Annotated in this window: 15 protein-coding genes; 11 read left to right on the forward strand and 4 right to left on the reverse strand. The window is 65.3% G+C overall.

What is annotated here, in order from left to right; genetic code table 11:
* Positions 1–14: 14 nt before the first annotated feature.
* Positions 15–191, forward strand: coding sequence for a hypothetical protein (locus SPHS8_RS17120; protein WP_313443268.1), 177 nt, complete (start codon positions 15–17; stop codon positions 189–191).
* Between the two features lie 263 nt (positions 192–454).
* Positions 455–1090 carry a response regulator transcription factor gene (locus SPHS8_RS17125; protein WP_007683376.1) on the forward strand — a complete coding sequence of 212 codons (636 nt, stop codon included), beginning with the start codon at positions 455–457 and terminating at the stop codon, positions 1088–1090.
* Positions 1091–1116: 26 nt separating this feature from the next.
* On the opposite strand, the gene cueR is transcribed toward SPHS8_RS17125, so the two are convergent.
* From cueR to copC, 4 genes are all read right to left on the reverse strand, one after another.
* The gene (cueR, locus tag SPHS8_RS17130) at positions 1117–1515 is read right to left on the reverse strand and encodes a Cu(I)-responsive transcriptional regulator (RefSeq protein WP_004212744.1); all 399 of its coding nucleotides are present in this window, start codon (positions 1513–1515) and stop codon (positions 1117–1119) included.
* The gene (locus tag SPHS8_RS17135; RefSeq protein ID WP_007683374.1) at positions 1512–3869 is read right to left on the reverse strand and encodes a heavy metal translocating P-type ATPase; all 2358 of its coding nucleotides are present in this window, start codon (positions 3867–3869) and stop codon (positions 1512–1514) included. The genes cueR and SPHS8_RS17135 overlap by 4 nt, the downstream gene beginning before the upstream one ends.
* Positions 3870–4263: 394 nt before the next feature.
* A complete protein-coding gene (gene copD / locus SPHS8_RS17145; RefSeq protein ID WP_007683373.1) occupies positions 4264–5208 on the reverse strand; it encodes a copper homeostasis membrane protein CopD in 945 nt (314 codons plus the stop codon).
* 4 nt (positions 5209–5212) lie between these two features.
* The gene (copC, locus tag SPHS8_RS17150; protein WP_007683372.1) at positions 5213–5590 is read right to left on the reverse strand and encodes a copper homeostasis periplasmic binding protein CopC; all 378 of its coding nucleotides are present in this window, start codon (positions 5588–5590) and stop codon (positions 5213–5215) included.
* 133 nt (positions 5591–5723) lie between these two features.
* On the opposite strand from copC, the gene SPHS8_RS17155 reads away from it, so the two are divergent.
* From SPHS8_RS17155 to SPHS8_RS17195, 9 genes are all read left to right on the forward strand, one after another.
* Positions 5724–5996, forward strand: coding sequence for a hypothetical protein (locus tag SPHS8_RS17155; protein ID WP_007683370.1), 273 nt, complete (start codon positions 5724–5726; stop codon positions 5994–5996).
* Positions 5996–6436 (forward strand): periplasmic heavy metal sensor, encoded by a 441-nt coding sequence (locus SPHS8_RS17160; protein WP_007683368.1) that lies wholly within the window; start codon positions 5996–5998, stop codon positions 6434–6436. The genes SPHS8_RS17155 and SPHS8_RS17160 overlap by 1 nt, the downstream gene beginning before the upstream one ends.
* Entirely contained in the window at positions 6433–6999 is a 567-nt protein-coding gene (locus tag SPHS8_RS17165) for an RNA polymerase sigma factor (protein ID WP_007683367.1), read from the forward strand. The genes SPHS8_RS17160 and SPHS8_RS17165 overlap by 4 nt, the downstream gene beginning before the upstream one ends.
* Before the next feature lie 66 nt (positions 7000–7065).
* Positions 7066–8991 carry a copper resistance system multicopper oxidase gene (locus tag SPHS8_RS17170; protein WP_007683365.1) on the forward strand — a complete coding sequence of 642 codons (1926 nt, stop codon included), beginning with the start codon at positions 7066–7068 and terminating at the stop codon, positions 8989–8991.
* Positions 8991–10139 (forward strand): copper resistance protein B, encoded by a 1149-nt coding sequence (locus SPHS8_RS17175; protein ID WP_007683363.1) that lies wholly within the window; start codon positions 8991–8993, stop codon positions 10137–10139. Before SPHS8_RS17170 ends, SPHS8_RS17175 begins: the two co-directional genes overlap by 1 nt.
* A gap of 90 nt (positions 10140–10229) precedes the next feature.
* Positions 10230–10703 carry a DUF305 domain-containing protein gene (locus tag SPHS8_RS17180; protein WP_007683361.1) on the forward strand — a complete coding sequence of 158 codons (474 nt, stop codon included), beginning with the start codon at positions 10230–10232 and terminating at the stop codon, positions 10701–10703.
* A 58-nt stretch (positions 10704–10761) separates the two neighbouring features.
* A complete protein-coding gene (locus SPHS8_RS17185) occupies positions 10762–12297 on the forward strand; it encodes a two-component system sensor histidine kinase NtrB (RefSeq protein WP_007683359.1) in 1536 nt (511 codons plus the stop codon).
* Positions 12287–12910 (forward strand): response regulator transcription factor, encoded by a 624-nt coding sequence (locus SPHS8_RS17190; RefSeq protein ID WP_007683357.1) that lies wholly within the window; start codon positions 12287–12289, stop codon positions 12908–12910. The genes SPHS8_RS17185 and SPHS8_RS17190 overlap by 11 nt, the downstream gene beginning before the upstream one ends.
* Positions 12911–12991: 81 nt before the next feature.
* Positions 12992–13399 (forward strand): response regulator, encoded by a 408-nt coding sequence (locus SPHS8_RS17195; protein WP_007683354.1) that lies wholly within the window; start codon positions 12992–12994, stop codon positions 13397–13399.

Consider the following 13399-nt stretch of genomic DNA (forward strand, 5'->3'; position numbering starts at 1 on the left):
AAGGAGGATATGTCGTGTCGCACACACGCTCGTTCATCGATCCCCTCGACGTTGCTGGGCACCTGAAGCTTGAGCCCGAAGTAAAGCGCGCCACCCTGCTATCCTGGGCGTCCGATCGCGCAGCCGTCAAGGGCCAACCCGCCCCCCTCGCCCGCCGGGCGCCAGTAACCCGCTGCCGGTCGACGATGTGATGGAAGCGTAGCGATGGCTCGATCGCGCCGAGGGCGGCGCGGGCAACTCGCATGCATCGTCCGGAGCAGAGACCCGGCAATGAGCCGCAGCGACCGCGGCATTGGTGTGAGCGGAGTAGCCGAACCCTCACAGTTTCGCTGTCCTTCGCCGTTTTGCCTCGCCAAATTTTTACTCTTGACCTGGGACCATAGTCCAACGTGCAGAGAAGTATCCCTTGAAGCGCTGCCCTCGCGGCACTGCGTATTGATCGATCTCGGGGGCTATGGGGAACAAGCGCGTCGTGCATATCGTCGATGACGAAGAGACAATACGAAAAGCACTAAGTTTCACGTTGCGGACCGCAGGGTTTGCCGTAGAAGCCTACGCTTCGGGGCCGGAGTTTCTGTTGAGCGCAGAGGACGCCGAGAAAGGCTGCGTGGTTCTCGACATGCACATGCCCGACATGGACGGCCTGCAGGTTCAGGCGGAGCTGACGCGACGCGGTATCGACATGCCCGTCGTGGTGCTGACGGGCAATGGCGATCCTACGCTCGCCGTACAGGCGATGAAGGCGGGCGCTGCCGACTTTCTCGCCAAACCGGTCGAGAAGGCCGCATTGCTCGGCGCGATCGACCGCGGCTTCAGCTGGCTTGAGAGTATAGCCCGTCGTGCCTCCGAACAGGCCGACGCTCTTTCGAAAGCCGCGAGACTGACGCAGCGCGAACGGGCCGTTCTGAGAGGAATTTCGCGAGGCTATCCAAATAGCCTTATCGCAGATGAACTCGGCGTCACGTCGCGCACGGTCGAGCTGCATCGGGCCAGTCTGATGATCAAACTCAACGCGCAAAGCCTGCCCGACCTGTTGCGGATCGCTTTCGCCGTCGACCTGCACGAATCGACCGAAAACGGGCACCCCTAAAATTCTCGGCCGTGCGATGCCGGATGCTATGCGGATCGGGCCGCGGCCAGTTCGGCGATGATCGGACAATCCGGCCGCTCGTCGCCTTGGCAGCGCTCAGCCAGGTCGATTAGCGTGTCGCGCAGCGCCGTCAACGCCTCGGCTTTGCGCTGAAACTCATCGGCGCGGGCAAGGGCAAGCCGCTTCACCTCCGCGCTGGCACGGCCGGTATTGGCCCAAAGGCTGAGCAACGTGCGGATCTCCTCGATCGGGAAGCCGAGATCGCGGGCATTGGCGATAAACCGGAGGCGATGGAGGTCGCGCTCGCCATAGTCACGATAGCCAGCACCCCGACGCGCCGGCGCCGGGATGAGGCCGATCTTTTCATAATGGCGGATCATCCGCTCAGAGACGCCGCTCTGCCGTGACGTCTCGCCGATGTTCACAGTGCTTTCCGGTTGAGGCGCAGCGCGTTGGTGACCACGCTCACCGAAGAGAGCGCCATCGCCGCCGCCGCGATAATGGGCGAGAGCAGAATACCGAACAGCGGATAGAGCGCACCCGCCGCTACGGGCACGCCCGCGACATTGTAGATGAAGGCGAAGACGAGATTCTGGCGGATGTTCGACATGGTCGCTTGGCTGAGCCGCCGCGCCCGGACGATGCCAGTCAGGTCGCCCTTGAGCAGCGTGACGCCAGCGCTCTCGATCGCGACGTCGGTGCCGGAACCCATGGCGATGCCGACGTCGGCGGCGGCCAACGCGGGGGCGTCGTTGACACCGTCGCCGGCCATGGCGACGACCCGCCCCTCGCGCTTGAACCTGGCGACCACGGCGCTCTTCTGATCGGGCAGCACCTCGGCTTCGACCTCGTCGATGCCCAGGCGTCGGGCGACCGCTTCCGCGGTCGTGCGGTTGTCGCCGGTCAGCATGACCACGCGAATGCCCTCCGCCTTGAGCGCGGCGAGCGCTTCTGGTGTCGTGGCCTTCACCGGATCGGCGATCGCGAAGGCGCCGCCGACTGTGCCGTCGACCCCGATGAAGATCGCGGTGGCGCCATCCCGGCGCAGCGCGTCGGCCTGGCTGGCGAGCGCATCGGTCGCAACCCCTTCGTCGGCAAGGAACTGCGCATTGCCGAGGACGATGCGCCGCCCTTCGACCGTGCCGAGCGCGCCGCGCCCGGTCGGCGAGTCGAAGTCGATGACGTCGCTCGTGACGATGCCGCGATCCTTCGCGGCCTCGACGATTGCCAACGCGAGCGGATGCTCGGACGCCCGCTCGACCGAGGCGGCAAGACGCAGCAGCTCGGCTTCGTCGAAGCCGGGCGCCGGCACGACCTGGGTGACGGCAGGCCGGCCTTCGGTCAGCGTGCCTGTCTTGTCGACGACGAGAGTGTCGACCTTCTCCATATGCTCGAGTGCTTCGGCATTTTTGATGAGGACACCGAGCCCGGCGCCGCGGCCGACCCCGACCATGATCGACATCGGCGTTGCCAGCCCCAGTGCGCAGGGACAGGCGATGATCAGCACGGCGACCGCCGCCACCAGCCCATAGGCGAAGCGCGGCTCGGGACCCCAGATGCCCCAGGCGATGAACGCGACGGCCGCGACCGCGATGACCACGGGCACAAACCAGCCCGACACCTGATCGGCCATGCGCTGGATCGGCGCGCGCGAGCGCTGCGCCTCAGCGACCATCTGGACGATGCGTGCGAGCATGGTATCGCGGCCGACCTTGTCGGCGACGATCACCAGCGCACCGGTCTGGTTGAGCGTGCCGCCGATCACTGTGTCGGCCTTTGCCTTGGTGACGGGCATGGATTCGCCGGTGACCATCGACTCGTCGAGCGAGGAGCGGCCGTCCTCGACTACGCCGTCGACCGGCACCTTCTCGCCCGGCCGCACCCGCAGGCGGTCGCCCACCGCAACCAGATCAAGGCTGATTTCCTCTTCGTTCCCATCAGAACCGATCCGGCGCGCGGTCTTTGGTGCAAGGTTGAGCAGCGCCTTGATCGCGCCCGAGGTGCGTTCCCGCGCGCGCAGTTCGAGCATCTGGCCGAGCAGCACGAGGACGGTGATCACCGCGGCCGCCTCGAAATAGACGGCAACCATGCCGTCCTCGCCGCGGAAGGCCGGCGGGAACAGCTGAGGCGCGAGCGTCGCGATGACGCTGTAGATCCAGGCGACCCCGGTCCCCATCGCGATCAGGGTGAACATGTTGAAGTTGCGGGTCTTGAGCGAGGCCCAGCCACGCTCGAAGAACGGCCAGCCCGCCCACAGCACGACGGGTGTCGCCAGCACGAACTGGATCCATACCGAGATAGACATCGGCACGAGGCGATGGATCGCGGGAAAGACATGCGCGCCCATCTCGAGGATCAGCACCGGGAGAGCCAGCACGAGGCCGACCCAGAAGCGCCGCGTGAAATCGACTAGCTCGTGGCTGGGGCCGCTGTCGGCGGTCACGGTCGCGGGTTCGAGCGCCATGCCGCAGATCGGACAGGACCCGGGATGGTCCTGGCGGATCTCGGGATGCATCGGGCAGGTCCAGATCGTGCCTTCGGGCGCCGCGACCGGCGGCGTCGGCGGGCCGAGATAGCGCTCGGGATCGGCGATGAATTTGGTCCGGCAGCCCGCGCTGCAGAAATGATAGCTTTCACCGCTATGCTCGGCGTGATGCGCCGTGGTCGCCGGGTCGACGGTCATGCCGCAGACCGGGTCCTTGACGCCGGTCGCCGCTTTAGCGGTGCCGTGGCCGCCGCAGCAACCGCCGCCATGCGCCGCTCCATGTGTCTCGTTCATCGCCTCGCTCCTTTCGACGCCTGACGATCTAGGGTCTGACACCGTGTCAGGGTCAATACGTAATCGCCTAAGTGGCCAAATCGGCGGGCCCGTTCGCTTGGCCGCCATCAGGCCGGGGAGCACGCCGTCGGCATTGGGCTGGGTATCGTCGATGCCATCGAGCCGCTGCACGGTCAGGCGGAAGGCGAGCCGCATGAGACCCGTGCTGGCGGCCATAATCGGCGATTACCAGGCGCCAATCCGGGCGCAGCATGGCAAGCATGGCGGCACGCCACCGCTTCTCCCGCGCCCACAGGCGGATCGCGCGATCATAGTCTTTCGTCGATCCAGTCCCGCGCGGCGGGGTGTACGATTGCATTGGCTTCTCCCAACGCGAGGCGTTCGAAACGATAAACTACATCGACATGGGTGGCGACAGTGTCCCCAGCCAGGCGACCAGCCCGAGAATGACGATCGCAAGACCGCCTTCGACGACGAGGCTCGCGCGCAGCAGCGCCTGCGCCCGTGGCGCGTCCTCTTCCTCGATCGCCTGCGCAAGTGCCGGGGTCAGGCGATAACGGTTGAGCGCGGCCAGGCCCAGCATGCCGGCGAAGAGCAGCAGCTTGGCGATGAGCAGCAGGCCGTAGGTCGACTGCCCGAGAGACGCGATGTTGCCCGGGCCGACCAGGAACCAGCCGTTCACCGTCCCGGTCAGGATCAGCAGGGCGACGATGATCGTGCCGACGAAGGAGAAGCCCCGCAGCGCTTCCTCGGCGAGCATGACCCGGTCCATGTCTTCAGTGGCGAGATCATCGGTTGCGAGCCTGGTAAGAACCAGCGCAAGGAATGCGGCAAGCGCGCCGACCCAGGCGCCCGCGGCGAGCAGATGGATGAGATCGGCCCCCAGTTGCAGCCAGCCCGCCTCGCCTTCGCCGGCCGCGCCATGCCCGCTCCAGGCGAGGGTCGCGAGTGCGACCGCGCCTGCCAGAGTGGAGGCGATGAAGGCAGGACGGGATTGCCGGCGATAGAAGGGGATGGAGAGCAGAAGAACGAGGAGCGCGACGAGGCGCGCCTTCAGCGCCGTTCCCATGGACGTGCCGTTGAACAGCTCTGCGACCATGGAAAGATCAGGCTGGGTGAGCGGCAGCCCGGTCATGGCCGCTGCCTGCAACGCGAACCCCAGCGCCGACAGCAGGAGGGCGAGACAGGCGAGACCGGCCACCATTGCTACCATCGGCAGATGCCGCTGTACCATCCGGCCGCCGCCGGGCGCATAGAGCGCGAACAGCGGCAGGCCGAACAACAGGCCGAGATCGACGTAGAGCGCCCAGCGGACGGCGACGAGTGCCACGTCGTTCATGGCGTCACTTGACGGTAAAGGCGAGATTGCCCTGGATGCGGTGCGTGTCGGTCGAGACGACGTGCCAGGCGACCTGATAGCTGCCCGCCATGAGCGGCTTGGCGAGCGTCAGCACGAGCGTCTTGTCGCCTTCGACGGACGTCTTGAAGCCGGTTACCGCCATGCGGTGGTTGGGCATGCCGGGCATGCCGGTCATCACGATCTCGGCGCCCGACAGCTTCGGCATCAGACCTTCACTGAAGGTGAGCGTTATACGCGACGGCGCCGAGACGCTGGCGTTCGCGGCGGGCGTCGAGGACACAAGCTTGGGATGCGCGTAGGCCGGAGCAGAAACACTCAGGCCGACGGCGGCGATAACTGCGAGAGGCGAAAAGAAACGCATTGGAACATTCTCCTGTAGATCCCATGAGACAATACGCAGCCCGAGCCCCCACCCCTCGCAATTATTCTTTTCAATCTACAGCAAGGGTTCCTGGACCATCGTGCGTATTGATGGATGAAGACGGAGAAGCACCATGGATGAACTTGACCACCTGCTCTCGCGGTTGCGCGATGCGCCTCTCGATCCCAGGCTCGGCGGCCTGGAAAGCCGGGTCATGGCGGAAATAGCGCGCATCCGGGCCATACCAAGCCTTGGCGCTATGACGTTCGGCATCGCGGCCGCAACCGCGCTGTTCATCGGAATTGCCGGCTCGGCAGTTTCGACACGGTCTGCTGATGCCAAACCGCTATCGCCCTTCGATGCTCGGCTCGCGCTTGCGCCCTCGACGCTGCTGAGCTCGCAGTGATGCGCGACCGCCGCCGGCTCCTGCTCCTCGTCCTGGTGACCTTCGCCGCGGCGATCGCTGGCGTTGTCATTGGCCGCGTCTATGTGGTTCCAGTGCGCCCGGTCGAAAATGAGCTGCACGAGCTGCTCCATCGCGATCTGAAGCTGAATTCAGCGCAACACAGCCGACTCGAGACAATCGAGAAGAACTACGCGATCCGGCGTCAAGCGCTGGAGGCCGAATTGCGCGCCGACAATGCGCGTCTCGCGGAAGCGATCGAAGCGGAGCATGGCTATGGCCCGCAAGTCGCAACTGCGGTGGATCGCTCGCACCAGGCCATGGGCGCGCTGCAGAAAGAAACACTTGAGCATATCTTCGCGATGCGGGCCGTGCTGCGCCCGGATCAGACGGACAAATTCGACGACGCCGTGGTGAAAGCGCTGACGGCCAAATCCGAATGACCGCGTGCCTCCCCGACTGCTCGGACGGGGAGCTCGCGGCTCTGGCGCTTGGAGGCCGGCAAGCGGCCTATGGCGAGCTGGTCCGCCGGCATCAAGGTTGGGTTCACCGGCTCGTGCGCAGCCATGTCGGATCTATGGATGAGGCATTGGATGTCACCCAGGCGAGCTTCGTCGCGGCCTTTGCCGCACTCAACCGCTATGACGTAACCCGACCCTTCCAGGTCTGGATGTCCCGGATTGTCATCAACAAATGCCATGACTGGCGGCGTCGGCGAGCGGTTCGAAATTTCTTTGCCCTAGCCCTACCGCTCGGCGAGGCGGACGGCGTCGCCGACGACGCACCGCTGCCCGATCAGGCGATCGGGGCCGAACAGCAGCTCGCGCAAGCAATGAAAGCGATTGCTGCCCTGCCGTCTTCCCTCAAGGACACGCTTATTTTGCGTACGATCGACGAGAAATCGGAAGCTGAAACCGCCGAAATTCTCGGGATCAGCCAGAAGGCGGTCGAAACGCGCCTCTATCGAGCTAGGGCACGCCTTTCGGAAATATTAAAGAAAGTTTGAGGGGGATGAGGCCATGCTGCGTATTCCCAATAGGTACGCCCTCTTTCTTAAAGCTGAGACAACCGAATGATTTCTGCTCTCGACCGCCGCCAGTTCCTCCGCGGCGCGGCCCTCGCCGGCGGCGGCGCAGCATTGTCAGCCTGGCTGCCGGCCTGGGCGCAGACGATCTCGCCGGGGATGCGACCGACGCTGCCGACCGTGTCGGGCGAAGACATTACGCTCACCATCGCCCGGCAGTCGATGACCATCGACGGGCGCAAGTTCCGGGCAATCGGCCTCAACGGCACGGTCCCCGCCCCGCTGATCCGGCTGCGCGAGGGCCAGCGCGTGCGGCTCAACGTCATCAATCAGCTGGAGGAGGACAGCTCGATCCACTGGCACGGGCTGATCCTGCCGGCCAATATGGACGGTGTGCCGGGCGTGTCTTTTCCGGGCATCAAGCCGGGCTCGAACTACCTCTACCAGTTCTCCGTCGTGCAAAGCGGCACCTACTGGTACCACAGCCATTCAGGCCTGCAGGAACAGGAAGGCCATTACGGCCCGATCATCATCGATCCCGCCGGTGCCGATCCGGTCGCCTATGACCGCGAGCATGTCATCGTGCTCGCCGATCACAGCGCGCTCTCGCCGCAGGCGATCTTCCGGCGCCTCAAGGTCAACCCCGGCCATTTCAATTTCCAGCGCCAGACCCTGGCCGGGCTCCTGTCGGGCAAGGATCAGCCGCTCAAGGACCGGCTCGACTGGGGCCAGATGCGGATGGACCCGGCCGACATCTCCGATGTGACCGGATCCACCTACACCTATCTCGTCAACGGCCATGGTCCGATGGACAACTGGACCGCGCTCTTCACCCCGGGCGAACGGGTGCGGCTGCGGGTCATCAATGCGTCGGCGATGACCACCTTCAACGTCCGCATCCCCGGCCTGCCGCTGACCATCGTCCAGGCCGACGGGCAGAATGTGGTGCCGGTCACCGTCGACGAGTTCCAGGTTGGTGTTGCCGAGACCTACGACGTCGTTGTCAGCCCAGGCGATGACAAGGCCTACACCCTTGTCGGCGAGGCGATCGACCGCTCGGGCATGGCGCGTGCCACGCTCGCGCCGCGCGCCGGCATGGCCGGCGAGGTTCCCCCCTTACGCAAACGGCCGCTCGCCGACATGAAGGACATGGGCATGGACATGTCCTCGATGCCGGGCATGGAAGGCATGGACATGTCGGGCGGCGCTATGCGGGGCGTCGATCCGACGGCCGAGAAGAACGCGTCCGCGCGCCTCGCGACCGGCGCGGCGGCAGCGATGGCGACCATGGACAATAGCGCCATGGCAGGCATGGATCATTCGGGGATGGATCATTCCGCGATGAGCGGGATGGACCACGGCGCGATGGGCGCCGATGGCCAGATGGCGGGCATGGACCATGGCGGGCACGCGATGGGGTCGATGAAGATGCGAGACTTCTCGAACGCGCCGCAGGTGAAGCGCGACCCGAGCGTCCAGACCATCTCGCCGATGCCCGTCGACCGCACCGGCGAGCCCGGCCAGGGCCTCGCCGACGTCGGCCACAAGGTGCTTGTCTACAGGGACCTGATGGCGCTCGATCGCAATCCGGACGTGCGCGCGCCGAGCCGCAGCATCGACATTCACCTCACCGGCAACATGGAGCGGTTCATGTGGTCGTTCGACGGCGAAAAAATGTCGGACCATCACGAGCCGATCCCCTTCATCGAAGGCGAGCGGGTGCGCGTCAATCTCATCAACGACACGATGATGGGGCATCCGATCCATATTCACGGGCATTTTTTCGAGCTGGTGACGGGGCATGGCGATCATGCGCCACGCAAGCATACGGTAATCGTCCAGCCCGGCGGCAAGGTGACCTGGGACTTCACCGCCGACGCGGTCGGCGACTGGGCCTTCCACTGTCATCTCCTCTACCACATGCATGCCGGGATGATGCGGGTCGTGAGCGTCCGTCCGAAGGGAGACGCGTAATGACCCGCATCCTCACGCCGCTGGTGAGCGCGATCGCCCTTTTCGCTGCCGCGCCCGCCTTTGCCCAGGATCATTCAATGCACGGCATGCCCGGCATGGCGCCGCCGGGCGAGGTGCCGCCGGCGCAGGAGAAGAAGAAGGACAAGGCCGCCGCCAGGCCGCGCGCTCAGACACCAGCGCCAGACGCCACCTCGGCGATGGACCATTCGCAGCACCAGGCCAGTCCTGCGCCGCAGGGAGATGCGGCCGGTCAGCCGCAACCCGCGTCTCCCGCGATGCCGGACATGCCGGGCATGGACCACTCCCAGCATCAGGACGGCGCGATGCCGGACATGCCCGGGATGGACCATTCGCAGCATGGCCAGACCGCCATGCCCGGCATGCAAATGACCGGCACGGCGCTTCCGGCCGGCAATGCGCCCCCGCCGCCTCCCCCCAGCGACCACTTCGCCGATCGTGATTTTCCCGGCGCCGAGATGGCGCGCTCACGCGACATCATGATGAAGGACAGCGGCGGCAACAATTTCGGGCAGGTGCTGCTCAACCTGTTCGAGTATCAAGCGCATAGCGGTCGCGATGGCTATCGCTGGGATGGCGAAGGCTTTTACGGCGGCGATATCAACCGGCTCTGGCTCAAGAGCGAGGGCGAAGGCGAGTTCGGCCGCGGCATCGACAGCGCGGAGGTGCAGGTGCTCTATAGCCGGGCCATCGACCCCTATTTCAATCTTCAGGGCGGTATCCGCCAGGACTTCGGCCGCGGGCCCGACCGCACTTACGCGACGGTCGGCGTCGAGGGCCTGGCTCCCGGCATGTTCGAAGTCGAAGGCGCGCTGTTCCTCTCGACCAAGGGCGATGTTCTGGGCCGGGTCGAGGGCTATTACGACCAGCGCATTACCCAGCGCCTGATCTTGCAGCCGCGCGCCGAGGTCAATTTCGCCGCGCAGGATATTCCGGAGAACGACATCGGTTCGGGGCTGGTCAACATAGAGCTCGGCGCGCGCCTGCGCTATGAGTTCAGCCGCCAGTTCGCACCCTATATCGGCGTCTCTTATCTGCGCAAAGCCGGCGACACGGCGCGGCTGTCGAGGCTTGCCGGCGAGGACGTCCATGCCACCAGCTTCGTCGCCGGCATCCGCTTCTGGTTCTAGCATCGGGACGGCTGATGGCGGGGGCGAACAGGAGAGCGGGGCGTTACACTGAGACCCAGGTCGGCCTGCGCCGAACGAAGGAGATACGCCATGGATCATTCGTCCCACATGAGCACACGGAAGATGGGCGCCTATTGGAGCCTGGCCTTCCAGACCGTCATCAGCGGCGTCATCATGTATCTGGTGATGTTCGTCATGATCGACGGGCTCGACAGCTTCTACAACAACCTCAACATGCTCTACATGACGCTGATGATGGTCTCACCGATGGTGGTGCTCATGATCCTCGCCATGCGGCACATGTTCCCGTCGAAGGCCGCCAACATCGCGCTGATCGCCGCGTCGCTGGTCGCCTTCTTGGGCAGCTTCGCGTTCATCCGCACGCAGACCACGATCGGCGACACGGCCTTTCTGCGCTCGATGATCCCACACCACTCCGGCGCGATCCTGATGTGCCAGGAAGCAAAGCTGAGCGATCCCGAAGTCATCCGGCTTTGCGAATCGATCAAGCGCTCGCAGCGGCAGGAAATCGACGAGATGAAGGCCATACTCGCGCGGCGCTGAGTGGCACGGTCCGGCTACGCCCGGATACGTGCGCCCGGCCGGGCGTGTGAGCCGGCCGATGGTCTACACGAGGCGCGGGCCCGACGAGATTGCCAGGGAGGTGGCGCGGCTTGCGCCGCTGTTCCTGCGACAGGCTGGCGGCCACGTCCTGACGCTGCTCGATCCTTCCGGGATGGTGCTGAGCTATAATGAAGAAGGCGAGCGTGCCGAATGCTGGCCGCTCGATCGCGTCCTGGGACAGCCCCACGACCTGTTCTACCCGCCCGACGAGATTGCGGCGGGGCGTCCAGGCGCAGACCTGGCGGCCGCCCTTCACGAGGGCACGCTGGAGCGCGAAGCGTGGCGGGTCTGCGAGAACGGCGCGGAATATCTGGCGCGCCTGACGATCACCGCACTGTTCGAAGGCGACACACATCGCGGCTTCGCCTGCATCAGCCGCGATGTCACCGACGAGGCGGCGGTCCGCGCATCGATCGAGACCCGCGAGCAGCATCTGCAATCGATTCTGGCGACGGTGCCGGATGCGATGATCATCATCGACGAGACCGGCGCCATCACGTCGTTCAGCGCAGCGGCACAACGCCTGTTCGGCTACAGCGAAGCCGAGCTCGTCGGCCGCAACGTCTCCTGCCTTATGCCCCAGCCCGATCGCGACCGTCACGACGAATATCTCGCGCATTATCTGCAGACCGGCGAGCGCCGGATCATCGGCCTCGGTCGCGTCGTGGTCGGCCAGCGCCGCGACGGCTCAACCTTCCCGATGCAGCTGTCGGTCGGCGAGGCCGGTGAAGACGGGCAGCGGTTGTTCACCGGCTTTATCCGGGATCTCACCGCCAAGGAGCAGGATGAGCTCAGGCTCAAGGAACTGCAGGCAGAGCTGGTCCATGTCTCTCGGCTGAGCGCGATGGGCACGATGGCCTCGACGCTCGCGCATGAGCTCAACCAGCCGCTTGCCGCGGTCGCGCTCTATCTCGAGACGATCCGCGACATGCTCGACGAGCGGGACGACGAACCCTTCGTGTCGCTACGGTCGGTGATGGATGATGCGGCACAGGAAACGCTGCGGGCCGGCCATATCGTCCGGCGCCTGCGCGATTTCGTCGCCCGCGGCGAGGTCGACAAGAGCCTCCACGAGCTGCCGCAGGTCATCGCCGAGGCGAGCCAGCTCGCGCTGGTCGGTGCACGCGAGCGCGGCATCCGCAGCTTCTTTGCGGTCGATCCCGCCGCGACGCTGGTCCTCGTCGACAGGGTGCAGATCCAGCAGGTGCTGGTCAACCTGATGCGCAATGCCATCGAGGCGATGGCGGAGTGTCCGGTTCGCGACCTCAAGGTGGCGACCAGGTTGCGCCCTGACGGGCTGATCGAGGTGACCGTGGAGGATACCGGTCCCGGCATCGCGGACGGAATCCGCGAGCAGCTCTTCACGGCGTTCAACTCGACAAAGGCCGACGGCATGGGCCTCGGCCTCTCGATCTGCCGGACCATCATCGAAGCGCATGGCGGCCGTATCTGGATGGAGCGCCCCGACCGCGGCGGCACCCGCTTTCATTTTACCTTGATCCATGCGCGGGCGGAGGAGGAACATGGGGGATAGACGCGTCATCCATCTGGTCGACGACGAGGAGAGCATCCGCAAGGCGGCGAGCTTTGCGCTCAAGACCGCGGGCTACGACGTCGTGACCTATGCCTCGGGCGTGGAGTTTCTCAAGGAGGCGAAGTCGGCGGCCGTCGGCTGCGTCATCCTTGACGTGCGCATGCCCGAGATGGACGGTCTCGAGGTTCAGGCCGCCATGGCAGCACGCGGGGTCAACATGCCGGTCATCGTCCTGACCGGCCATGGCGACGTGTCGGTTGCGGTGCAGGCCATGAAAGGCGGCGCGGTCGACTTTCTCGAGAAGCCCTTCGAGAAAGCGGCCCTGCTCGGCGCCGTCAGCCGCGCGTTCGCGCGTCTCGACGATGTCGACTTTCGCACTCTGGAAACCTCTGAAGCCGGCGTGCGGGTCGCTGCACTGACGCCCCGGGAGCGTGAAGTGCTGGAAGGGCTGGCGAACGGCCTGCCCAATAAGACGATCGCCTATGACCTGGGCTGTTCATCGCGAACGGTCGAGGTCCATCGCGCGAGCCTGATGGCCAAGCTCGAGGTCCGCAATTTGTCCGAAGCCCTGCGGATCGCCTTTGCCGCGGGCATGGGCCGCAAGCCGAAGTGACTGCGACCTCTACGTAGCGACGGGACGAGGCGCGATATGCGATCGATGGTGCAATCGTCACACGGGTGTCCGCTTCTCGCAATGCCATCGGTCCGTTCCACTCAGCATGATGGCAGATACACCATCCTCGTCTCCGACGACGATCCCGGCGTGCGGCGTGGCCTCCAGCTGCTGCTGAGATCGCGCGGCTATGCCGTGTGGGGATATACGACCGGCCACGCGCTGTTGGCCGACCCCCGCGCGAAGGAGGCAGACTGCGTCATCCTCGACTATCGCATGCCCGACATCGACGGATTCGCGATGCTGCGTCACCTTCGCGAGATCGGATGGTCGGGACGCGCCATCATGATCTCAGGCTTTCACGACACGCTGCTGGCCTGGCGGGCCGCCGAGGCGGGCTTCGATCACGTTCTCGCAAAGCCTTTGATCGGCAGGGCTTTGCTCGATGCGTTGGACCGGCACCGCGCCGAGGTTCTGCGAAAGCATTGA

The sequence above is a fragment of the Sphingobium sp. S6 genome (assembly GCF_905120495.1).
Lineage (GTDB): Bacteria > Pseudomonadota > Alphaproteobacteria > Sphingomonadales > Sphingomonadaceae > Sphingobium > Sphingobium agri.

Coding starts and splice junctions, on each gene's coding strand:
- SPHS8_RS17125 (WP_007683376.1), top strand. CDS start 455: ATGGGGAACAAGCGCGTCGTGCATATCGTCGATGACGAAGAGACAATA.
- SPHS8_RS17135 (WP_007683374.1), bottom strand. CDS start 3,869: ATGAACGAGACACATGGAGCGGCGCATGGCGGCGGTTGCTGCGGCGGC.
- copD (WP_007683373.1), bottom strand. CDS start 5,208: ATGAACGACGTGGCACTCGTCGCCGTCCGCTGGGCGCTCTACGTCGAT.
- copC (WP_007683372.1), bottom strand. CDS start 5,590: ATGCGTTTCTTTTCGCCTCTCGCAGTTATCGCCGCCGTCGGCCTGAGT.
- SPHS8_RS17155 (WP_007683370.1), top strand. CDS start 5,724: ATGGATGAACTTGACCACCTGCTCTCGCGGTTGCGCGATGCGCCTCTC.
- SPHS8_RS17160 (WP_007683368.1), top strand. CDS start 5,996: ATGCGCGACCGCCGCCGGCTCCTGCTCCTCGTCCTGGTGACCTTCGCC.
- SPHS8_RS17165 (WP_007683367.1), top strand. CDS start 6,433: ATGACCGCGTGCCTCCCCGACTGCTCGGACGGGGAGCTCGCGGCTCTG.
- SPHS8_RS17170 (WP_007683365.1), top strand. CDS start 7,066: ATGATTTCTGCTCTCGACCGCCGCCAGTTCCTCCGCGGCGCGGCCCTC.
- SPHS8_RS17175 (WP_007683363.1), top strand. CDS start 8,991: ATGACCCGCATCCTCACGCCGCTGGTGAGCGCGATCGCCCTTTTCGCT.
- SPHS8_RS17180 (WP_007683361.1), top strand. CDS start 10,230: ATGGATCATTCGTCCCACATGAGCACACGGAAGATGGGCGCCTATTGG.
- SPHS8_RS17185 (WP_007683359.1), top strand. CDS start 10,762: ATGGTCTACACGAGGCGCGGGCCCGACGAGATTGCCAGGGAGGTGGCG.
- SPHS8_RS17190 (WP_007683357.1), top strand. CDS start 12,287: ATGGGGGATAGACGCGTCATCCATCTGGTCGACGACGAGGAGAGCATC.
- SPHS8_RS17195 (WP_007683354.1), top strand. CDS start 12,992: ATGCCATCGGTCCGTTCCACTCAGCATGATGGCAGATACACCATCCTC.